Annotated in this window: 19 protein-coding genes; 8 read left to right on the top strand and 11 right to left on the bottom strand. The window is 39.8% G+C overall.

Annotation, left to right across the window (positions count from 1 at the left end):
• Window positions 1–81 precede the first annotated feature (81 nt).
• The gene (locus OA91_RS19345) at window positions 82–822 is read left to right on the top strand and encodes a substrate-binding periplasmic protein (protein ID WP_063336795.1); all 741 of its coding nucleotides are present in this window, start codon (window positions 82–84) and stop codon (window positions 820–822) included.
• 102 nt (window positions 823–924) lie between these two features.
• On the opposite strand, the gene OA91_RS19340 is transcribed toward OA91_RS19345, so the two are convergent.
• Window positions 925–2,610 (bottom strand): MATE family efflux transporter, encoded by a 1,686-nt coding sequence (locus OA91_RS19340; protein WP_063336796.1) that lies wholly within the window; start codon window positions 2,608–2,610, stop codon window positions 925–927.
• A 491-nt stretch (window positions 2,611–3,101) separates the two neighbouring features.
• Here OA91_RS19340 and OA91_RS19335 point away from each other — a divergent pair, with 491 nt between their 5' ends.
• Window positions 3,102–4,433 (top strand): C40 family peptidase, encoded by a 1,332-nt coding sequence (locus OA91_RS19335; RefSeq protein ID WP_063336797.1) that lies wholly within the window; start codon window positions 3,102–3,104, stop codon window positions 4,431–4,433.
• A 221-nt stretch (window positions 4,434–4,654) separates the two neighbouring features.
• Entirely contained in the window at window positions 4,655–5,380 is a 726-nt protein-coding gene (locus OA91_RS19330) for a TSUP family transporter (protein WP_197477847.1), read from the top strand.
• Window positions 5,381–5,487: 107 nt separating this feature from the next.
• On the opposite strand, the gene OA91_RS19325 is transcribed toward OA91_RS19330, so the two are convergent.
• The 3 genes from OA91_RS19325 to OA91_RS19315 are packed head-to-tail and all read right to left on the bottom strand — an operon-like array spanning window position 5,488 to window position 13,014.
• Window positions 5,488–8,232: a DEAD/DEAH box helicase family protein gene (locus OA91_RS19325; protein WP_063336799.1), complete on the bottom strand. Its 2,745-nt coding sequence runs from the start codon at window positions 8,230–8,232 to the stop codon at window positions 5,488–5,490.
• On the bottom strand, window positions 8,225–10,144 hold the full coding sequence (locus OA91_RS19320; protein WP_063336800.1) for a site-specific DNA-methyltransferase: 1,920 nt from the start codon (window positions 10,142–10,144) through the stop codon (window positions 8,225–8,227). Before OA91_RS19320 ends, OA91_RS19325 begins: the two co-directional genes overlap by 8 nt.
• On the bottom strand, window positions 10,144–13,014 hold the full coding sequence (locus OA91_RS19315) for an ATP-dependent helicase (protein WP_063336801.1): 2,871 nt from the start codon (window positions 13,012–13,014) through the stop codon (window positions 10,144–10,146). Before OA91_RS19315 ends, OA91_RS19320 begins: the two co-directional genes overlap by 1 nt.
• Before the next feature lie 385 nt (window positions 13,015–13,399).
• Here OA91_RS19315 and OA91_RS19310 point away from each other — a divergent pair, with 385 nt between their 5' ends.
• Window positions 13,400–13,828 carry a hypothetical protein gene (locus OA91_RS19310; RefSeq protein WP_063336802.1) on the top strand — a complete coding sequence of 143 codons (429 nt, stop codon included), beginning with the start codon at window positions 13,400–13,402 and terminating at the stop codon, window positions 13,826–13,828.
• A gap of 247 nt (window positions 13,829–14,075) precedes the next feature.
• On the opposite strand, the gene OA91_RS19305 is transcribed toward OA91_RS19310, so the two are convergent.
• The 7 genes from OA91_RS19305 to OA91_RS19275 form a co-directional block, all read right to left on the bottom strand.
• Window positions 14,076–14,870 carry a DUF6933 domain-containing protein gene (locus OA91_RS19305; protein ID WP_063336803.1) on the bottom strand — a complete coding sequence of 265 codons (795 nt, stop codon included), beginning with the start codon at window positions 14,868–14,870 and terminating at the stop codon, window positions 14,076–14,078.
• Window positions 14,871–15,003: 133 nt separating this feature from the next.
• Complete coding sequence (locus OA91_RS19300; protein WP_063336804.1) at window positions 15,004–15,351, bottom strand: DUF3024 domain-containing protein; 348 nt, start codon at window positions 15,349–15,351, stop codon at window positions 15,004–15,006.
• A gap of 156 nt (window positions 15,352–15,507) precedes the next feature.
• On the bottom strand, window positions 15,508–15,879 hold the full coding sequence (locus OA91_RS19295) for a hypothetical protein (RefSeq protein ID WP_063336805.1): 372 nt from the start codon (window positions 15,877–15,879) through the stop codon (window positions 15,508–15,510).
• Complete coding sequence (locus OA91_RS19290; protein ID WP_063336806.1) at window positions 15,876–16,304, bottom strand: hypothetical protein; 429 nt, start codon at window positions 16,302–16,304, stop codon at window positions 15,876–15,878. Before OA91_RS19290 ends, OA91_RS19295 begins: the two co-directional genes overlap by 4 nt.
• A gap of 89 nt (window positions 16,305–16,393) precedes the next feature.
• Window positions 16,394–16,768 (bottom strand): hypothetical protein, encoded by a 375-nt coding sequence (locus OA91_RS19285; protein ID WP_063336807.1) that lies wholly within the window; start codon window positions 16,766–16,768, stop codon window positions 16,394–16,396.
• A complete protein-coding gene (locus OA91_RS19280; protein WP_063336808.1) occupies window positions 16,765–19,089 on the bottom strand; it encodes a hypothetical protein in 2,325 nt (774 codons plus the stop codon). The genes OA91_RS19285 and OA91_RS19280 overlap by 4 nt, the downstream gene beginning before the upstream one ends.
• A 106-nt stretch (window positions 19,090–19,195) precedes the next feature.
• Window positions 19,196–19,468: a hypothetical protein gene (locus OA91_RS19275; RefSeq protein WP_063336809.1), complete on the bottom strand. Its 273-nt coding sequence runs from the start codon at window positions 19,466–19,468 to the stop codon at window positions 19,196–19,198.
• Window positions 19,469–19,667: 199 nt separating this feature from the next.
• Here OA91_RS19275 and OA91_RS19270 point away from each other — a divergent pair, with 199 nt between their 5' ends.
• The 4 genes from OA91_RS19270 to OA91_RS19255 all read left to right on the top strand — a co-directional run bounded on the left by OA91_RS19270 (window position 19,668) and on the right by OA91_RS19255 (window position 22,012).
• On the top strand, window positions 19,668–20,225 hold the full coding sequence (locus tag OA91_RS19270) for a DUF6817 domain-containing protein (protein ID WP_063336810.1): 558 nt from the start codon (window positions 19,668–19,670) through the stop codon (window positions 20,223–20,225).
• Between the two features lie 62 nt (window positions 20,226–20,287).
• Complete coding sequence (locus OA91_RS19265) at window positions 20,288–20,824, top strand: GNAT family N-acetyltransferase (protein WP_063336901.1); 537 nt, start codon at window positions 20,288–20,290, stop codon at window positions 20,822–20,824.
• A gap of 94 nt (window positions 20,825–20,918) precedes the next feature.
• Window positions 20,919–21,692: a class I SAM-dependent methyltransferase gene (locus OA91_RS19260; protein ID WP_063336811.1), complete on the top strand. Its 774-nt coding sequence runs from the start codon at window positions 20,919–20,921 to the stop codon at window positions 21,690–21,692.
• Between the two features lie 74 nt (window positions 21,693–21,766).
• Window positions 21,767–22,012, top strand: a complete 246-nt coding sequence (locus OA91_RS19255) for a Rho-binding antiterminator (protein ID WP_046018551.1) — start codon at window positions 21,767–21,769, stop codon at window positions 22,010–22,012.
• The last annotated feature ends 67 nt before the right edge of the window (window positions 22,013–22,079 follow it).

Here is a 22,079-nt window from a genome sequence, read left to right as displayed (position 1 = left end):
TTTAATAAGTAAGGCAGAAAGCAAAACCATGTGGTTTATTCCCTGCCTTTTCCAAATGAATTGATAATGTATGAGAGATGAATGAAAGCGGCTTTTTTATTATTAATATTGGTATCAAGTCTTTCTACAAGCTTTACAAATGCGACAGAGGTATTGGTTTATCGCCATGAAACCATGCCTTGGTGTGGCACAGTCGATGGGCGTGATGCGGGTGTGACAGTCGAAATATTAGAACAAATTACCCTGCATGGCGGTCCAAGTTTTCGTTATCAATCTATGCCTTGGCCCCGTGCCTTAAAAATGGTGCACAAAACCAAAGGCTCTCTCATTATCCCGCTTACTAGAACCCCAACCAGAGAGCCCCATTTCTCTTGGATTGTACCGCTTGTCCCTAATCAAATACGTCTAACCTTGTATGACGAGTTCGCAACGAAAGGCACACAAGCAAGTGATCTTACCCTTGAGAAAAGCAAATGGCTGTCTGTTGGTGTTATTCAAGGGTCATCGATTATTCCTGACTTAGAAGAGGCTGGTTTTGCCAGTATTTATGAAGCAGATGATATTCGACAGCTAATCGATTTACTGGCTAAGAAAAGGCTAGATGCCATGGTGGAATCTAAATTGGTGGATACTTATCAGTGGCAAAAGCTAGGTTATGACAAACAAAGTTTAGTGGCTGGGCCAAATATAGGCGGCGTGAATTACATCTACCTTGGGGCTGGTTTGGACTTTCCCCCAGAGATCAGCAAAGAAATACAACTAGCCATGGAGAAGATAAAAGCCAATGGGGTATACGATGAGATCTTGTCTCGTTGGTATTAAGGAACCTGCGATTAAGTCACCTCTTCTCTGTTTGTTCATGACGATAGAGAAGGTTTTATCATTATCTATCGTCGTTAAGGCCGTCTAACTTTTCCTTTCGCCTTACTTTTCCTTTAACTCTTTCTCATCTTCGTTATTTATCACGCTACTGCTTCTCTCTTCACTATTAATCATAGGCGCTGTGACTAGCTCGTCCTTGTGTGAGGCTAGGTCGTCTATGAGAACCGCATCGAGTGTGCAGAAAGGTTGTGCGTTAAGGCAAGAGAGTGGGATTTCATCATCTTCTTTTAGCGCTTGTTCACAAGCAGGGTTAGATTTAGCCAATGTCTGCCAGTCTACTTGTGTATCTGAAACCGTTTCTTCTGTTTTCTCAGCAGCCGCTTCTAAAACCGCTTCAGCTTGTACTGGGTTTGCGGTTTCTTGGGCTGTATCTGCTTCACTCTGATTATCAGCGGCAGAGCTTAGCATTAGCTCTTTTATATGGCGCTGTAATACTAAGATAGCGATCACACCGAAGATGATATTGCCCAGTGCTTGTCCATAAAGTACACCCAAGGCACCAAACCAAAGAGAGCCAAGATAGACGAAAGGCAAGGTTCCTATAGTGGCACGACCTAGGCTAAGAATGGTTGAGTAGATAGGTTTACCTAAGTTATTGAAAGAGGTGTTGGCAACAAAAATAGCACCATTAAAAACGAAGGTAATAGCCACATAAGTACAAAATGCTTGCACGATAAGCACGGCATCACCTTCTAAAGTGAAGCCTTGAACAATGTAATCTTGTACAAAGAAGAGGATTAAACAAACAAATAAGGTATAGATAAAGGTAACAAGGAGCGAGTTATAAAGGGTCTCTTTAACTCTATCGATACGCTTAGCACCAAGGTTTTGGCCGATAATTGGGCCAACAGCACCAGAGAGAGCAAAGATAGCTGCAAAACACACAGGGATGAGGCGACCAATCACCGCATAGCCTGCGACAAAATCATTACCATATTGAGCAATGCTGGTGGTGACGATAGCGTTACCGATTGGTGTCGCAGCGTTAGTAAAAATGGCCGGCACTGCAATCTTTAAAATGGCCTTAATATGTTTTAACCACTGGCTGAGGCTCGGAAAGCTCACCAGATTATGGTGTTTAATTAATGGGTATAAAGAGAAATACAAAACGGCAAAACGTGAAATTACAGAGGCTAAAGCCGCGCCTTCCACATTCCAGTTAAAACCAAAAATAAAGATAGGGTCCAAAATAGCGTTAACAATACCGCCAGATAGCGTAACCCACATAGAACGCTTAGCATCACCTGCTGATCTCAATCCAGCACCAGCAGCCATGGCGACCGCTAAAAATGGGCCACTAGGTACCAGTATTTGTAAATAGGCTTCGGCCCGTTCTGCTGTGGTTCCTTCTGCCCCAATTAAGGCTAATAACTCAGGGATATAGGCAAACATAAAGACAGTAAAAACCAAACTAATGGCAAAGGCGGTGAGCATGATACTGCCACTTAACTGCCTAGCATTATCAAACTCCTTGGCACCTATGGCTTTAGACACCAAAGCCCCCATAGCAATAGAAGTACCGATAGACACAGATGTGGAGAAGAACATCAAGGTACCAGCAAAACCGACAGCCGCAGCAAGCTCAATTTGCCCCAGCATACTGATAAAGAGCATATCCAATAGATCGACGGCAAACAGCGCCATTAAGCCAACCGAGCCTGAACCCGACATGACTAAAATGTGGTGCATGGTAGAGCCTTCTACAAATTTTGCAGTTTGTGCATTCATTAGCGTCTCTTTAGGGAAAAGTTGAAATAAGCCTAGGGAACCTGCGAATAAGTCCTCCCGCCTCAGCGTGTGGATAAAAGCGCCTAGATTTATGGCAAGAGCCGCAGCTTAATAGTCACTCTATTAATAAGGCACATAACGTAAAGATAGGGCTTTTAGACCATGCCCTTCGGGTCTTTCAGAAAAAGCAAAACTCTGCGTTGTCCCTTCTCGAAAGGTACCTACATTACATCAAAGTGACGCCTTGATTAATACTTTTTCTGAAAAGACTGAGAAGAGGTTACTTAATCGCAGTTTCCCTAGTTAATCACTCTCTAATGCATCTGGCTAGGGGGAAGTTGAGACTTGTAGCAGAATCATGAAGTTTTTATGAATTTACTTGCTACTTCAGTATAGCTGACAATAAATTAAGGTATAACAAGGAATAAGCATCTAAAATCAAATGCTAACAGCAATCAAAGTACTTGTTCGAAAACCTTAAGGACACCTATATGAAATTGAGTTATTCCGTCTCGTTAGCACTATTAAGTTTGTTAATTAGCGCCTGTACTAGTACCCCTAAGATTACTGAAATTGCTGATTTAGAAAACTTACCGCAAACCGCAGAATCCTATACTCAATCTATCGGTAGTTACGACTTTGACGAACAAGCAAGGTTAGATGCAGAGTACAACAAAACCTTCTTTAGCCCTTGGGACATTACTCAAATGTCTTACGATCTAGAACAAGCAAGCTGGGGCAGTTACTACCTTAAAAAAGAAACCTATGGTGAAAACCACAAGCTTCGCAAAAAAGAATGGTATGAAGAGCAAATCAGACGTTCTAACTTTGAGGAATACGACACAGTCAGAGAGTATGCCATCACGACTCACAATACGGACTTGAGAGTCTTCCCCACTCAAAGTGTGATTTTCTATAATCCAGATGCTCCTGGGGAAGGGTTTCCTTTCGACTATAACCAAAACTCTCATATCAAGATTAATACACCGCTATTTGTCTCACACTATTCCTTAGATAAAGCTTGGGTCTATGTGGAAGCGAATTCACTCTTTGGATGGTTACCCGTGAAAGACGTGGTTTTGATGAACAAAACCCAAAGAGACAGTTTTAAAAATGGGAATTATTATGTCTCCACGCAAGATGATTTTGCTCTGTTTGATAAAGCCAACAACTTTATCGAATACATCAAGCTAGGTACCATCTTTCCTGTGATTGCAGGTGAGTTAGTGACAGTACAAAAAAATCACCAAGCTGGTGGTACAGGTGTAGAGTTTGTTCTATCACCTGCCAACGCGCAAAATGTTGCGCCTAAACCGCTTAAGTTCAATCAAACAAATTTGAATAAAATATCGAACGCCTTAATCGGCGAAGACTATGGTTGGGGTGGTGTTTTAGCGAATCGAGACTGTTCTGCTTTTACCAAAGACTTCTTCACCCCCTTTGGTGTTTATCTCAAGCGTAACTCATCAAAGCAGCTAGAAGCGGGTGAGTATATCGAGCTTAAAGAACTGGATAACCAAGGCAAAAAACAACGTATTCTAGAGGACGCCATCCCCTTTATGACGCTTATCTATCTACGTGGACACATCATGTTGTATGTGGGCGAAAAAGCGGGTGAGCCACTTGTCTTCCATAACATCTGGGGCTTACGTACCCTAGAAGAAGACGACAGTGTGGGCCGATTCATCATAGGCCGAGCTGTCATCACCACCTTAGAACCAGGTAAAGAGTTGCCTAACCTCATCCAAGAGGCCAGTATCCTAAGCAAGGTACAAGGCATGGTTATTCTTGATAGACCAGCAGATAGCTTGGCGCTCAATTAACCATATTTATTTCTTCACCTTCCCAACTAGCGTGGGAAGGTGTTTCTTTTATTTCCCTATGATGCTGTTAATTTTTAACTCTCCCGCGACAATTTGCTGCATAGGCACTCACTTTTCTAAGAGTTAAACTCTCCCTCTTTTTCAATACACTTAGAAAGACAAATACAGAACAAGGACAGGTTTTGATCATCACCCCAGAACTACTCGCCATGCTTTTTGGCGTGGCCGTGTTAGCCGGCTTTATCGACTCCGTCAGTGGCGGTGGTGGCTTAATCGCTTTGCCCACCTTGATGTTAGCAGGCTTAAGCCCAGTACAAGCTATAGGCACCAATAAGTTTCAGGCCATCTTTGGCAAGATATCTTCCGTAAGGTATTTTCTAAAACACGGATTGATAGACGTGAAGAAGTTCAAGCTGGCGATTATTGTTACCTTTATCAGCGCAGGCCTTGGTGGCTATACGGTACAGCTGATTCCCAATCATGATCTGGTGCTTTATATCCCTTGGATGATAGGTATCGTCGCGCTTTATACCATCTTCTCTCCCAGAATGGCTGACATAGACACCAGCCAACGCCTAACCATTGCTGCTTTCAGCTTTGCTGTCGTGCCTTTTCTCGCCTTCTATGATGGCTTCTTTGGCCCCGCCGCCAGCTCCTTCTTTGCGATTTCCTTCATCGCCTTACTCGGCTTTAGCACCGCCAAAGCCGTTGCCCACACCAAACTCCTATTACTCTTTGCCAATGGTGCCGCCATCATCACCTTTATCATAGGCGGGCATATCCTATGGAAAATCGGTTTTGTCATGGCCATAGGCCAATGGATAGGCGGCCACTACGGCTCCAAAATGGTTCATCTCAAGGGCAGTAAAATCGTCAAACCCATGTTGATCAGTGTATGCTTTATCTTGATTGGGAAAATGATTTATCAGAGTGGAGTGGTAGTTTAGGTAGAATGTAGTTTAACCAAAAAAGCCCCATCTCTGGGGCTTTTTTACATATTCGTCGCAAGTTATACCTCTATAACTTGTGACGAGAAAAAATTACTTTTTAACAACTAATTTAGAATTGACCTGTCAAAATTACCCGCAGCAGCTTTCCGGCTAGGTATTACTACATAGCTCATATCTATTTCACTAGCTTTTGCAATCATTTCAGCGTATTCCTGTTTAGCTTTAACTGTGGGGTGATCAATCATATTTTCACCTTTAACCTCTACCATAACTAATGCACCACTTTTTTTCCGTATCAAAAAATCTGGGTAATAACTTCTTACTCTATGGGTATCAGGGTCTACGTATTGAATATAAAATTCAGATTGTCCATGAGTTAACATTCCAGTAAACCAAATTTTATCCACCGTTTTAGATTGCAAAACATGCCAAAAGAAATCTCTTTCAGGGATTGAATCAAAACAGTAATTATCTAGATGAAATGAATTATTTAAATATTCCTGTACAGCTGGATTTTTCTGTTTACCGTTTACTAAATAGTCAGCAGCACCATCTTTTATACCTTTGAATGTTGGAGATGCTTTACTCTTAATTGGCAAATTAATGCCAACAATCATATCTTTAGCTGCATTCATTTCATAATAGCCTGGGAAAACAGGTGGCTCTTTCACTAGAGCTACTTCGTATTCCTGCTCTTCTTGCTCTGTTTCAATATCATAGAGCAGCTTGAAAAGGCGCGGAATGATATGGTCATATAGAACTTCATTGAACTGATTCACCAGTTTCAATATGCCGTCAAAACCCTCTTGGGTAGACTTGATAATCTTATTAACCTGCAAGCAAGGCTTATTAAGATAACGTGAGATTTCAGCTGTTAGGTTATATTCCGTAAATGCCATTGGCTCTTTAATGTAAGATATTTCTTTAGTTATTCCCTTAGGCCGATTAGTAAACTCGTCGTGATTAAGCCCTTCCATACGCTGGTGCATGATTCGATAACCAGATAGATCTATGTTATCGAGACCAAGCTTTTCACCCTCTTTAAGTACTTTATCCTTCATTTTGAAGCTGCGCTTAATACGCTTGAGTTTTACTTTTTCAATCGGTTGTATTGGCCGTATTTCTACTCTGATTTTATCTTTACCAACCGACTGCATTTCGTCAGTACTGATTCTAAAGTTAGCCTGAAGCTCTTTATCTAACAGCGTCATGTTATCGTTAGTTAAATACACATGCCCCGTTTCTTGAGTATTACCAATAGATCGCAAGCAGCGCATAGTTGCTTGCAGTACGAACACTTTAGACTTAGGACTTCTGTGAAGTGCCACAGAGAATAGAGAGCGACAGTTCCAACCTTCTCGACCCTTATTCACTAAAAGGATGAACTGCTTCTCAGAGCTTTTTGTATCAAGTTTGTTGAACTCGCGGATATCATCGTTTGTAGTGACTTTGCTATCACCTACGTTAACTAAAATTCTATCAGTAGGTATGCCATGCTTAGCTAATACCGCTTCTACCGCTGGACGAATTTCTTCTTGAACTTCTTGAACTGTAGTGCCGAAGATTGCCATTTTAGGAAGCATCCCTTCAGGGCGCTTACCTTCAGTCTGCTTAAGAAAATCTGTTATCGCTAGATCAAGGAACTCGGGTTCCTTAGTATTGCTATAGCCATTAAGCACAACCTTCTTCAGATAGCTCTTATCAATCGCTTCCTTAAGACCATAGGCATACACCACTTCTGGTAATACATCTTTACCAACATAAGGCGTACCTGTGTAGTTATGACAAGCAACAAGTTGTGAACCACGTTTCTGTAGACTCAGTGCCAATTCATCAATAGTTTTACGTAAGCTATTTTGTGCAGCGTCTGCTTTAATACCCATATCTTTAGCAAGCTTTGCTCCAAAGGCATGATGCGCCTCATCCACAAAAATACCGAGATTTTCTAAACGACGTAATTTTTCAAAGCGCTGGTTTGTTACAAGTTCGCCTTCTTCTTGAGGCGCTTCAATCGTTTCATCTTCGCCAAGGTTTAGCAGCGCTGCCATATCAGCACCAATTTCATCTTTTTTATAGATTTCTTTACTAGCAGAAAATAGCTTGTCGGTTGCAGTCTGCTCCGCATTCTTACGCCTAAGGATGATTTTCTGAGAGTTGGATACAACGATATTAAATCGAGATCCGTCCAAAGTATTTAACGAAACACCAGTATCTTCTAAATAATGAAATTTGATGGCAATAGCATTTAAGTAATCGGGAGGTATTACCTTGCTATGGTCAAAAGATTCAAGTTCACGAAGCGATTGAAGTACCGTTTTATCAGGAGCAAAAACTAGAGCGTTATGGATAAAACGCTTATCTTTTGGGAATTTATTAGATAATAGAAACTCGTAGAAAATACAAGTCGCCATTAAAATTGTCTTTCCCGTACCCATTGTCAAAGCAAATATATAGTTAGGATAAATGCGCCCATTATTGGCCGCCTTCATCTGTTTGAAAATGCCCTTATATTGTTTTTCAGATAGAGACCAAAGCATGTCTCCTTGACGATCATTACTGTCAAAGTTTCTACCTTTAAAGGCACCTTCATCTGCATACCACTGATCGAAAAGTTTATAGACAGGCGCATTATCTAAGAACTCTTTCAAAAAGATGTATATCTCTAAGGCCTCAAACTGAGGGTCGCGAAGGAAGCTGCCTGGTCTTTCAGGATCGTTATAATCCAGAAAGGCTTTACTTAACTTTTTATAATGCGTTCGAATCATCTTTTTGTTCTTTCTATAGAACATCATCAGATGTAAATAGAAGGCATTATTTAAATCGAAATTCTCATTAGGTGTATCATCCATGCTTGATCACCTCTTCATAAGACTCTGATAAAAGGTCAGTTATCTTTACTTTTATAGTTCCAGCATCGTCAGGTATTTTATAGTTCCCTAAAACAAACTCATTATTGTCAGGAATATCTACAATTGCAGGCTCCATTGCAGAACCGTCATAGTTCCAATCAATAACAATAGACTCAACAAGCTCACGCCATTCATTCACAGATTCTTTTTGGAGACTAAGCTTTTGCATTAAATTCATTGGAAAGAAATTTATGATTTTAAGCATTTCTTTTTCTATTAAAAATTCGGCTTCAGAATCACGTTTAAATTCAATATTTGATTTATCTCTTAAAATATCAACTACTTTGACATCCAGCTTGTAGCCACATTCTTGCTCTAAATGCGCCTTTAAATTTGGTTCGTGACCCATGCATACAAGTATTACTGATTCTACTGGTTTGGAGGGGTTTTGCTCCTTGCGTTGTTCAAAGACTTTATATGGAAAGTTAGCTATTAATTCATTTAGATCTTCTCGGGTAGCTATGCGGTTGACGGGCATTATCTTAACCATGCAACCATCTTTTTCGCCATCATAAATTGATGATGATAGAGGTTCAATTTCAAGTGCTTCGAGTAACAGACCTATAGCTTCAACAGGATTTCTAAATACATCATAATTATTTACATTATAAACTTCAAAACCTGCCCGTGCATCTTCACTGGATGATTTATGGAAGAGCTCATTAACCTCAATCAATCTTTTGACTGTGATCTGAACTGATGCAAGATTAATATCAGCACCAATAAATTTTCTTTTTAATTTGTAAGCTGATGTTTGTGTAGTGCCTGACCCCATAAAACAATCAAAAACAACATCCCCTTCATTTGAAAAGCTTTCAATTATTCTATCAAGAAGTTTTATAGGCTTTTGAGTTGGATATTTAGTATCATCTTTGGACTGTGAATTAATTGGTCTGATATCATCCCAAATATTTTGAACAGGCTTACCTGGTGATTCGTCAAGATATTGCTTCCTCTGAATCCTCTGATTTTTATTCGCTGGAAAATCTAGCTTACCTGCTAGCTCCCACTCTTCCATCGTTTCCCTTGAGAAAGCCCAGCCATTTTCTGGTGGCTTATACCCTTTATAATCATAGATTAGTGTTGGACTATATGAAGGGCTTGTTATCGCATGTAAACGATATCGACGACCACTATTATCAAAGTGAGTAAATTTTTTTATGACGTAGGGGTCATCATCAGAATAAGGAATATATGGCTGATTAAAGCAATAGTTTTCGACTGAATTAGAAAAAACTAATAATGTATCTGAGGCTGAACCAAATTTTTTACTTTGATTTAGAACCCCAGTTCTTCTCTTCCAAATTATCTCATTAACCATTTTCGCAACACCAAAAATCTCTTCCATCAGACATCTAATGTGATGATTTTTTCTATAATCACAATGGACGACTATAATGCCATTTTTAGATAATAGTTCCTTACATAGAATCAACCGTTCATATATAAATTGTAGATACTCATCGTTATTCCAAAGGTCAGTGTATTGTTTCTCTTCAAAACTATTTGTATCACTTGAAGCTGTAAGCCCTTTCAGTGTGATTTTCTTTTTGTAATCAGCTTTTGAATCAAAAGGTGGATCAATATAAATAAGATTTACCTTCCCTCTATATTCCTTTAATAGGTGGCTCATTACCTGAAGATTATCACCCCAAAAAATTTTATTTATCCAGCCATTAATTTCTTCGCCATACACCTCTTTTTTTTGAGCAGGGTAATATTGAGTTGAAGTAAAAGGACGCTTGCCATGCCAGTTAAGCATGGGGTAGCCCTTAATCGGTTCGAACTTATACTTTTCGACACTGTCTACTCTACCAGTTTCTTCTAGGTCTAAATTATTCTGCTCTGACATTATGCTGTTTCCTTAAGCTTCCAATTCTTTTTATCGCAATAGGCTTTCATATCGCAGTCGACACAGGTCTTAGCTGGTCGCTCTGTCATTTCAAAATTCTTGTTTTCTATACTGTTTACTATGTTGTCAAATACTTTGACGGTGTTATCTATTGACGAACCATCCTTATCAAAAGAGATGGTCGGTATACCACTTTCAACACCTGTAAAATACAAATGCATTTTACTTACTTTGTGACCTGTTCGCTCTTCGATAAGGTGAGCATAGACCTCTAACTGACGCTTATGATGCTTGATGCGTTCAGCATCTTTTTCCATATCAGGTTTCTTCTCTGATTTAAAATCGATCACTTCTACGGTGTTATTTTCACCAACGATTAGGTCAACACTTCCCTTAAGGATATACTGACTTTTGACTAGTGAAATATCGACTTCGCACTCTTTGATGTTTGACCAATTGCCTTGTCTACGATCTACGTAGCGCATAACATGCTTTAACGCTGCTCCTAAGGCTGAATCACCTAGATATATCCGCTCTCTATTTGCTAGGTTACGGTAGTTATCGTGAAGCCACTCTTCGATATTCTCTTTTGTTATTAGGTGCTCTTTATTGCGTAAAGCTGCCTTATGAATATCCTCTAAGGTCTCATGAACCAGTGTACCAAAAAGCATTGGGCTTGCTTTAATAGGTTGGAACTCTAGGTCTTTAAAGAAGCGATATTGCTCAGCACAGGTTTCAAACAAGGTGATATGAGATGTAAAGGCATATTCATTCTTGATATTAACATCTTTCACTGTATCAAGATTCAATTGATTAATGGCACTCTTATAGTCTCGCCATGCAGGCAACTCATCAACATACAGAGTAAAATGTTTCGATGGAGTTCTGCCAGTTCCCTGTATCTCCTGATCAGTAAGTACCAACAAATTTTGAGCTCTTGAAAAGGCTGTGTAGTATAAGCGCCAGAAATCAAAGAACTTAGTAGACTCCAGCGGTTCAAATGACTCACGGTTTAGGTAACCCTGCTCAAGCACTTCATCGAGGTCTTTGTATTGCTTACGAGGCGATGAGCCTAGTGAGCCTACCATTACTATGGGGAATTCTAGTCCCTTAGATTGGTGAATAGTTAAGAATGATACGTGGCCAGATGGTGCGTATTCTGAGGTATCTTCATATTCGTCGATACCACCATCTTTTAAAAACTTAAAGAACTGGTTGAATAAGCTTCGAAGATTACCTTCTAGATATTTTGGACTTAATACACTGATATGGTGTAAGTATTCAAACTTAGCTAGTAATTGCGACATAGTCGCTAGGTTACGTTGAGCTCTAGGATTGCCCTCCTCTGTATCGAGGTAATTAGCAAATAGGGAAAACTGTAGTAGTTCATAGAACAAACCACTAAAGGCATAATCAGCATTCTTATTTAGACCTAAGTGACTCCTAGCGGAGGTTTGGCACCATGCTAATAGATCGCTATGCTCGGGCTTAGCAACCTCTTTCATGAAGGGCTGGAGACACTGTTGATCGTAGTAGTTCCATATCGCCAATTCGACCCCTTCCTTAGGTGCGCGAATAGAGCGAAACTGTGGGAATACCAACATAAATGCACCCAGTATTAGACGTATTTCTTCTCGTTCAAAAAATAAGTTGGCTCTTGGTGAATATACCGAGACTCCTCTTTCTTCTAATCCTTGAGCAAGGAGTTTTACCTTATCGCTTTTTACGGACCTAAATAGGAAAGCTACCTGATTCCAATCAGTCAACTTTCCTTCAGATTTAAGATTAGTGAGTAACGCATAGACCTCGTCAGCCCATTCATCACCGACTCCTGATATTGCAGTTACAACTGTAGGGCCGGCTTCAAATTCTTCTTCTCTGGGCTTAATCTGCTTGGTATAACGATAGTGTTGGTTGTTTACTTCCCAGACCTGATCACTCATCCATCGATTATAGAAACGAATGATATCTGGGTGAGAACGGTAGTTTGTGACCAGCGCTATTTGCTTGCATTTATTGCTCTTGAAGTTATCAGAGAACTGTAAAATATTACGAATAGTTGCACCGCGAAAACGATATAAGGCTTGGTCGTCATCGCCCACCACACAGAGGTTTTGGTCATCTCCCATCAAGAGCATAAGGATCATCTCTTGAATGGTATTAGTATCCTGATACTCATCGACCATTAGGTACTGAATTCTACCTTTCAGTGATTCAAGAACTACAGGGTTATTACGTAACAGGTTTAAGGCTTCAAGCTGAATTGTTGAGAAGTCTATAGCGTTATGCTTATCGAGCTTACGCTGATAAAGGTCATAGCACTCACCTAACGCTATTAGAGCAGTATCGTTAGAGTCGATTAACCTTTGGTGATCAATCGCTTCTTCAGTAACTTTATTTATCCATTGGAGTAAGCTTTCAGATTTAGCCCACATCGGCATTCTTTCGCTGCCTAAAATTTGATCACTATTTTCTATTTCACGAAATTCACGAAGGTTTTGGTACAAGAAGTATTGTTGATCGAATTGATCCATCAGTACAAAGCTACGCTTGAGGCGAGTGTACTCCCGATAATCTTCGATGATTCTTAAACAAATGGAGTGGAAGGTACCTAGAAACATTTCGTTGATATTGAAATCAATACTCAATTCTAACAAGCGATTCGATATTCTTGTTGTAAGCTCTTGTGCTGCTTTGTCGGTAAAGGTCACAACAAATAGAGCCTCAGGCTCTACACCTTGGTTTTGAATTAGATTTATAATTCGCTCGACCAAGGTGAAGGTCTTACCAGAGCCTGGGCCAGCGATGATCAATAATGGGCCTTTGGTATGATTTATTGCTTCTAGCTGCTGAGCATTTGCTGACGTCATTTAATTAATTCCATTTGAAATTTATGGTTCCCTTGGTTACTCCTTATTATAATTTGTAACCTCTTGTATTTTTTAAAACTGAACTTGTATAAAGAATGTAGCATTTCAGAATGGTTCTTATAACTGATTGATGTATAAATTTAATATTTATATGGTTTGTACGTTATTAGATTCTTAACAAGGTGATTTACTGGTAAATTCAAATAAGATTAAAGCTTTAAAGTGAGTGTTTGAAGTAACTGTGATTATATTGGTTTGCGCTCTAAAACAGCTAGCTTAAGAACTTTTTTTGTTAGCTTTCTTAACATATATTTACTGCTGTGTTGGTAGTTTAGGGTGTTTGTTATTGCAGCTAAAGTGATTTATTAACTAATAAGATAGTTATATGAATAGAAATAAGCGGGATGCACAAATAAGAGCTACTAGAATTCTTTCAAAGTTTTTCAAAGCTGTTTTCAAGCTAGGTAGTTTGGTCGGTTTTGTACTTATTGTTTTCTACTCCCTTTATGATGGTAAACCTGTAAAAGCACTTGATCAGAAGCTGGTATGTGAAGGTACAACATGCCACATATTGGTTAAGCTTGTAAATGAATCTACAGATTTGCAAGCTGGGAACCTTCGAGTGACCTTATACAGAAATCAAGGTGCTTCTGCCGTTGCAGGCGGTAAAAGTGGTTATATTGCTAAACGATATTATGTCGATGAGATGCCTTTTGAGCTAAAAGCTGAGGAAGTTGTAACGATTAAGAGACCTTATACTCATCGCTTTAAAAGCCCTATGGTCTTTGCTAATGTGATTTTAGATAAAGGGTAATCTAGGTTACTTGAAATGAAACCAAAAAAGCCCCATCTCAGGGGCTTTTTCGTGCTAACACTAGGTTAGTCTTGATCTTCTTTGGGTCTATCGCTTTTCCAAATATACAGCTTTGCCATTTTTTCATGGTAAAGGTCTGTCAGTTCTAGGTTTTCGCTGAGTAGGCCTTATTTAATGAGGGCGGCGACGGTTTTTCGTAGTAGACGACTTCCTTTTTCGGTCTGGTCAGTGCTTATTTGCTAATTGATTATGACTTGTTTAAATTATTTTTCGTTTGGTTGAAATCTATGATGTTGCTTAGCTCATTTTGGATCTCGTGCGGAAAACCTTCTGGGTCTGTATCGTCTGCATCTTGTAATTGCGCTTTGAGAATTTCTTGGCGTAGGGTTTGAAATAACTGGCGCGCTATTTCGTCTTCGTTGTTATCTAATTTGCTGTAATTTTGCATCCAATGAATGAACATTTCTTCATCTGGGTAAAAGTGCTCCTTTTTCTCTTTAGTAGAGCGAATCCTGCTATTTACCCAGTCATCAAAACTTGATGCTTCATCATCATCTTTTGGTAAGCAGCCGACTTCATGCGCGAAGTTCTCAAAGTGAAACGCCACATCATTCATATGGGCTTGTACACTGCGATTACCTTGCTGGTAATAAACAGGTCTACGATGTATTTCGACGAAGCGGTCAAATATTTGACTCATGCTAGTTTCATCGCAGAGACTGAAGCTTTCACCAAAGAGGTACATATTACCAAAGAGGCGATTAATCAATTGATTCGAAAATCCAGCCCAATCGCCTTTTTTTATATCTGCAAACACTATGGCATATCGGGTGTCTAGATGCATGGCAATCAATACTTTTTTGCGTTGGACGTTTATGACGTGAATTTGCCAAACGCTGTTAGGAACATTTATCTCTCTTGTATCCGAAGATGCTGGGTCAGTCATGGATGTTGTGGGAGCTTCTATTGGTGAAATCTTTTGACCATTACGCTTAACGGTAAAAAAATCCGCCGCTGCTTTGGTGCAGTTTAAAACGAGCATGTTAAGTATCCTAAATATAAAAGCTGTAATAATATGTGGTGCAGTGTGGCATATTTTGTTTTAGCTGTAAGCTATGAAGCGACTTGCTTCAATTTAATCTATTTGCTTGATAGGCTTTAATCTGAATCGATTTTTAACCAAAAAAGCAGGCGTGTTTGTCTTCTTTTATGAGGGTGAAAAAATCTTCTAATAATGAAACCTTTGGGCAAGGCTCGTAACGTCTCCATGTTAAGTTGCTGCCTTGCCAGTAGATGTGCCAAATCTTTTTGCTCTTTATGTAAGTCGCCTTCGCGATTGGCTGCTCTATGATGATGTCTTTATCTTTAAAGTGAGGGCGAAGTTCGAGTACTTCGACAGTCTGATTGTTGAGTTTACAGCTTATGTCGACTTCATTTTTTATGTGCGCTGATGGGCGGTTTTCTTCGAGAAAGCGGTTGATAAGTTGTTCACATTGTTTAATTTCAAACTTACTCAAAGCCATGTTGATACACTTTAGCTATTATGTGCTCGATGATGCTTTTATTGCGTCTCTCATTTAGAAAAAAAGCCCAAGCTTTTTATGAAAAGTTGGGCTGGTTTGCACGAGACGAAATCCGCATGTATTCCTTTAATTCTTCAAATAATGAGAGTGTTTAGTTTATCTTCCTGTTGATTCACACGTGATGCTTTTTCTCGGGAAAAAAATCTCACATTTCTGTTCATTCCAAGGAGCTGCAACAGTAAAATAAAGAGTTTTAGAGGATAATCTAAGGTCAATAGGGTATATAGTAGGGGAATTTATTTTTAAATCGAGTTCACTATCATCAAGCTTACAATACTCTTCAACTTCGTCTTCTCTAAAATCTTTTACAAAGATACAAGGCTCTTTATTGATAATGTAGACAGCATAATGAGGTTCTCTTCCGTTTGGAACAATATTGTCTGTTTGATAGTACTTATACTGTGTTATTTCATTAGCTACTGATGTTAGTGACATAATTAAAAGTGATATGACTAAAACTGCTTTCATTCAAAAATCTCCTGTCTTTTAGTAAATCGATTTCCATCTACTTGAAAATCTATTTTCCAAAGTTTTTCATTTTTTAGAACAACATAAAATTCTGATTTATCATCTCTTAGGTTATTAATCTGATCTCTATACACCGCAGGGACTATGACTTTTCGAGTATTACCTCTCTTATCTTTAGTGCCTGTGTAATCACCTCTGTAAGTTAAATCGACTAACACATCTTTTACTTTTTGAGGCAAAGCATCCCAATCAATCTTGTTATCATTTAGATAATCTCTACAAACATCTGGTTTGGTGGTCAGTCTTTTGGCGTCATCGACGTAGGTTGCATAGACTAGATTAAAAATGTGGTGCTGCATCTTACGGGTTATTTCTTGTTCTGCCTTGGGGACTTTTGCATCACACTTAAGTCTCAAGGAAGTCATAAAGCCCAAACTTTTTATAAAAGGTTGGGCTGGTTTACACTAGACGAAGTTCGCATGTATTCCTTCAATGCTTCAAACAATGAGAGTGTTTAGTTTCTTCCTGTGGATTCACAAGTAATGCTGTTCTCGGGAAAGAAAATCTCACACTTTTGCTCGTCCCAAGGTGCTGCAACAATAAAATATAATGATGCCCCCGAAAGCCTTAGATTAATGGGATAAATACTTGGAAAGTCATTTTTAAAGTTATAATCAGTTCCTTCAATATCACAATACTCAGTAGTTCGATTTTTTCTTAGGTCATCAACGAAAATACAAGGATTGTCATTCTTTATATATACTGAGTAGTGAGGAGTTCTTCCATTTGGCACAATATTATCTGTTTGGTAAAATCTAACGTCTTTAATTTCTATTGCTACTGCATAGAAAGGTATTAATAAAGCTAAAATTAATACAAAAAACCTCATTTTAAATACTCCATTCGTTTTGTATACCTATTGCCATCTACTCCAAAGGTTGATGTCCAAAAGTCTTCGTTTTTCATAACTTTGCTAAATCCAGATTTTTCCCCTTTAAGATCATCTTTTTGGTCTTTGTATACAGCAGGTACTATAACTTTTCTGGAATTACCTCTTGCATCTTTAGTCCCTGTGTAATCGCCTCGGTAAGTTAAATCGACTAACACATCTTTTACGTTCTGAGGCAGAGCATCCCAGTCGATCTTGTTATCATTTAGGTAGTCTCTACAAACGTCTGGTTTGGTACTTAAACGTTTAGCTTCACCTTCATAATAATCATAAATAGCAAGGAAAAGATAATACTGCTGCTTACGGGTCAGGGTGATTTTAGACTTATCTTTAATGCTGTCTTTAAAGTCTTTAACGTACTTAATTAGCGCCTTATCGTTTTCTTGTGCTTTTTGAATATGGGCAGTTTTAGCATCGCCTTCTAATTTTTCGCCTGTTTTATTACTGGCTCCCTTCATCCCCACTGAGTCTTTCAAAAACGTGATAAGTTCAGGTGCAACAGGTCTACAATGTTCAGCTACTTTATCAAAATAGCCTTGGACCTCTTTAGTCGACCTAGAACCGACATCTAAGCCTCTACCTATGGTAATACCTGATGCACCAGCAACTACTTCTGAGGTGGATGCTTTACCTCGAACAGGAAGGTGGACAGTTCGACTAAAACTTACACTTGAGTCGTTGTCATTCCCTTCCACATCAAAGGTCAATTGTCCCTTTGGTACGATCAGCCATTTTTTGTCCATTTCATCATCTAGGATGCTGTCATCAGGTTTGTCTGTGATGGTTTTTATCTTTTCATTTTCTGTCTTTTTAGCCCAGTCCGATGGTTGGATGTCGGCTTTAGCTAAGGGGATCTCGATGACTTTTTTATGGCTATATTCAGCATCAAAAGGTCTGAGGGTTTTCAGTGGTTTAACCAAGTTGCTAAGGGCTTGAGAAATGTCTTTATACCATTCAGTTTTAGTGTCTGTGGTTGCGGACAATAGCACTTGGCGGGTAATGGCTAGGCTGATTTTACCTGAGAGTATTCCCATTAGGTTTGAGACGCTATTGAGGCTGGCGTCTTCGGTGGTTTTAACAGAGAGATATACAGCTAAGTCGATAAGCTTTTCGGGTGTCATGGCCTTAACAAAGCGCTGGCAACTGGTTGTGAGTATATTGCGGCTTTGTTGATCGTTAATGATGAGAATCTGTTTTTCCATGGCTTTTGATTCTGCTTTCAGCCTGATCTCATCCCTAGGCTTCCAACCAGCTAATGCTGACTCCAGTGCATCAATGTCACCATCGATAACCGCAGTGCAAAGGGCGTCTTGAATTGGACTGAGGGCCGTTTCGTCTAAGTCTGCTGTATCTTGAGGGAGAAACTCTTTAAGGGCGTCAGTGACATCACTTGCTGCGTTTTTGGCTTTATCTATCGTATTGCCGTAAAAGCTGAGCATATCCACATCCTCAAGTGTGTTGCTAAGCTCAGCAAGGTAATCATTTAGTTGTTGATTTGAGGTCTCTGTGATTGCACTGATTTCGATGTCGTTTAATTTCTCTAGCGTGTAATCAGCGACTTTGTTAATGGTATTATCAAGTGCAGTCTCTAATTCGGCATAAAGGCTATCCAGCTCTGCTTGGTTATCGACGGCTTCTCCAAAACTTATGCTGGCTTTGGCGTTTGGGCAGTCTTCCACACACGCCCAACCCATAGGATTAAGCGAACCTGTTAATACGGTTTGTTTAGGATCATCAAAGACAAGTTTGTAGGGGACATCACCAACAGGCGTTTTTTCTTTATCGTCATAAACCACTTCTAAAATGATAGGAGCAGGTGGCTGACCAAAAGACGCTGGAATTTTAGGTTTGCTGACTTCTGGCTCTGGGTCTTTAACAATAGGTTCTGGGGCCTTTTCTTCCATGGGGGCGGGAGGATGTAAGTTACCATTTGATTGTGCTGATTGAGCGCTAAAAGAGGCGCCACTGCCTTTGGCGTCGAACCTAGCATTAAGACGTCTGATGAGGTCTTGGTTTGCTTGGGAAATTGCCAGAGGATTGACTTCAATGTCCCCTTTTATAAAGCAAAAAAGCGGTACATTTGGAGTGTCCGCTAAGGCGACGACTTCACCATCTGTTAGTTTTTGTTTTACCTGTTCTGGGGAAAGATTTGTGGGGGTGATAGCTTGCCAATTCTCTTCGTTGAAAGAAGAGAAGTCGGCTTCGATTTGAGTGGCTTCATTAAGAAGCACGGATTCCGTTGGGGCAATTCTATGGTACATCTTGGCCGCATCCTTGCGATTAAAAAGGCGGATTAAACCCTAATAAGGACAAGATGTTAATGAGAGTTTTGTAAGGCTTTCGTATTAATTCTCATTTTTTGAGAGTCTAATCTTCTTTTGGTCTATCGCTTTTCCAAATATACAGCTTTGCCATTTTCTCATGGTAAAGGTCTGTCAGTTCTAGGTTTTCGCTGAGTAGACCTTTTTTAATGAGGGCGGCGACGGTCTTTTCGTAGTAGACGATTTTCTTTTTTTCTTCTGGTCTGTCTTTATGTGCAAAACAATATTTGTTGTTTGCATCTTTAGTAAGTGTGTACCCACTATTGAGACGGCCTAGAAAAACTCTTTGTGTTTGTGTTAAGGGAATTGAGAGTGGCATTTTGATTTTTTAAACTAGCTATATTATTGATGGGCCGTATATTAGCATTTACTGTTGCTATAGATAAACTCATGCATTGGATAGTTTTATTTGATTTAGCTTTTTTCTTTGGGCTGTTTTTAGGCTCAGGCCTGCTTTTTAGGCTAAGGGCTGTTTTTCGCTCAAGGCTGTAATTAAACATATATAAGGAGATTGATGTATGGATACGAACGATGTGAGGTTTAAGGCGCTTGAGGCGTTAGGTGCTGGTGAGTTTGATCATCTAAATGGTTCTTTGATTTCGCATTTAACAGGTACCTTCAACATGTTAAAGGCGTGGGGTGCCGCAGATTATGTGTGTGATGCTGGGCTTTTTCATGCGGCGTATGGCACGGTTGGTTTTGATGAAACCATGGTTTCTTTATCCCAAAGAGCCAAGATAGCAGAAGTCATAGGGAAAGAGGCTGAGGCCTTGGTTTATCTCTATTGCAGCTGCGATAGGGATTATGTGTTTGAACGAAGCGTGGGCAAAGCCCCTATGGCGTTTAAGAACAGGTTTACGGGTGAATGTTTTATCTTAGATGATGAACAGGCTAGCGCTTTTTGCGAGCTAACACTGGCAAATGAGCTAGAGCTTTTATTAACGAGCGAAGCCTTTGTGGCCAAGTATGGGGCTGAGTTATATGACCTGTTTGAGAATATTCAGCATTATTTAACGGATACAGGTGTGAAGGCTTACAAAGCCTTTTATGCAAAAGAGCCTGAGTTAGCCGACTGAGTAAGAGGCGAAGGTGCTCAAAAAATGAAACAAGCTTAATAAGGATGAAAAGCGTTTTAACCATGAAGATAGACGTTGCGACTAAGCCTGATATGCCGGACTTTTTTACTTATCTGACTCTGCAATTAGCAGAGAACGGGTGCGGAGGTTCGCCTTTGTTTCAGCCTGTATCCCGTGATGATTCGATAGTTAGTGTGCCAACCAGACAAAGGTTTATGCAAGGTGTTGCGACGCTTGTAGGTGAGCCCGGTTGGCGCTTGTTATGGCTAATGAAGAATGACACTGGTGCAATTATGGGGCATGTGGATATTCGCCCTTATGAGGATGAGTATTGCCAGCATAGGGTACTGTTAGGAATGGGCGTTGATAGCCATTATCGACGACAGGGTTTGGGCCGTATTTTGATTGAACACTGTATTGCCTATTGTCGTGATCAGGCGCAGATCAGTTGGTTAGATCTAAATGTGTTGTCGAATAATGAGGCGGCGAAACGGCTTTATTTGCATGCTGGATTTCAGATTTTAGGTGAGGTTGAAGATAAATATCGTATTGATGACGTATCTGTGTCTGAAATCAGCATGGCTTTAAAAACGCATTAGTTTTTTCACATTAAGTGGTGAATACATCTGGTGAGAGAGTTGGTTAACTAGGTTCCTTAATAATGGGTTAGAAAAAGCATAAAGGACGAAATTGGTGGATTATATCGAAGTAAATAAAGCCGCTTGGGATAAGCGCGCTAAAGTGCATGTGGGCTCGAAATTTTATGACGTAGAAGCCTTTGTTGAGGGTAAATCGTCTCTTAATGAAATTGAATTGGCTGAGGTGGGCGAGGTAAAGGGCAAAAGCCTTTTGCACCTACAATGCCATTTTGGCCAAGACACTTTATCTTGGGCGCGAATGGGAGCTAAGGTAACAGGTGTTGACCTTTCGACTGAAGCCATTACTCAGGCAAGACAACTTGCAGAAACCATAGGGCAAGAGGCGCATTTTATTGCACAAGATATTTATACCTTTGGTGAAGAAAACCAAATTCAGTTTGATCATGTTTTTACCTCTTATGGTGTGCTGTGTTGGTTGCCTGATCTGGATAAATGGGCGCAAACAATCAGCGCGGCATTAAAGCCTGGTGGTCAGTTTAACCTGGTAGAGTTTCATAGCTTTAATGATCTGCTCTCTGGTTACAATTACTTTGAACAGCACCATGCCGATGTGGAAGAAGAGGGTACTTATACCGAAAATTGCGATGGTGAAACCTCTATCATGATGACTTGGCCTCACCCTTTAAGTGAGGTTGTGAATGCTCTTATTAAGGCTGGGATTCAGATTGAGTCACTAAATGAATTTCCTTATAGCCCTTATAATTGTTTTGAAGGCTTGGAACTTGTTGCGGGTAAAGGCTATCAAATGCTATTTAAAGGCCAGCAAGTCCCGCTTGTATATTCGATTAAGGGGAGCAAAGCCTGTTAGAAGGTTCGACTTATGCGAGCTGCTTGCAACGAAGGATACCTAATTAATAAAGAGTGAATGAAGGAGCTAACCCTATGATGTCTTGCGATCAACATGATTATATTGAACTGGTATGCGTTTATCGCTATCGGGTTGAGCTTGTTTTAGCGACAGGTGAGGTGCTTCAAGGGCAAGCATTAGACACAGCTTATAATGATGAGCGCCAATCTTGTTTGTGTTTAAAACAAGGTGATGAAAAGCGCTTTGTGGTGTTAGACAATGTGGTTAGTATGTCGGCTTGTGAGCCTAACCCTCACTTTTCTGAGATTTCTTTTGTTTAATTTTATAAGTTTTTTTGAGGATTTTAGCCTCTCTCCATATTAGTTTTTATGAATATTTATGCCCCGT

Source organism: Marinomonas sp. SBI8L, assembly GCF_001624705.1.
Lineage (GTDB): Bacteria > Pseudomonadota > Gammaproteobacteria > Pseudomonadales > Marinomonadaceae > Marinomonas.
Note: the sequence above shows the minus strand (reverse complement) of the source record. Positions and strands in the feature narration are given on the sequence as shown.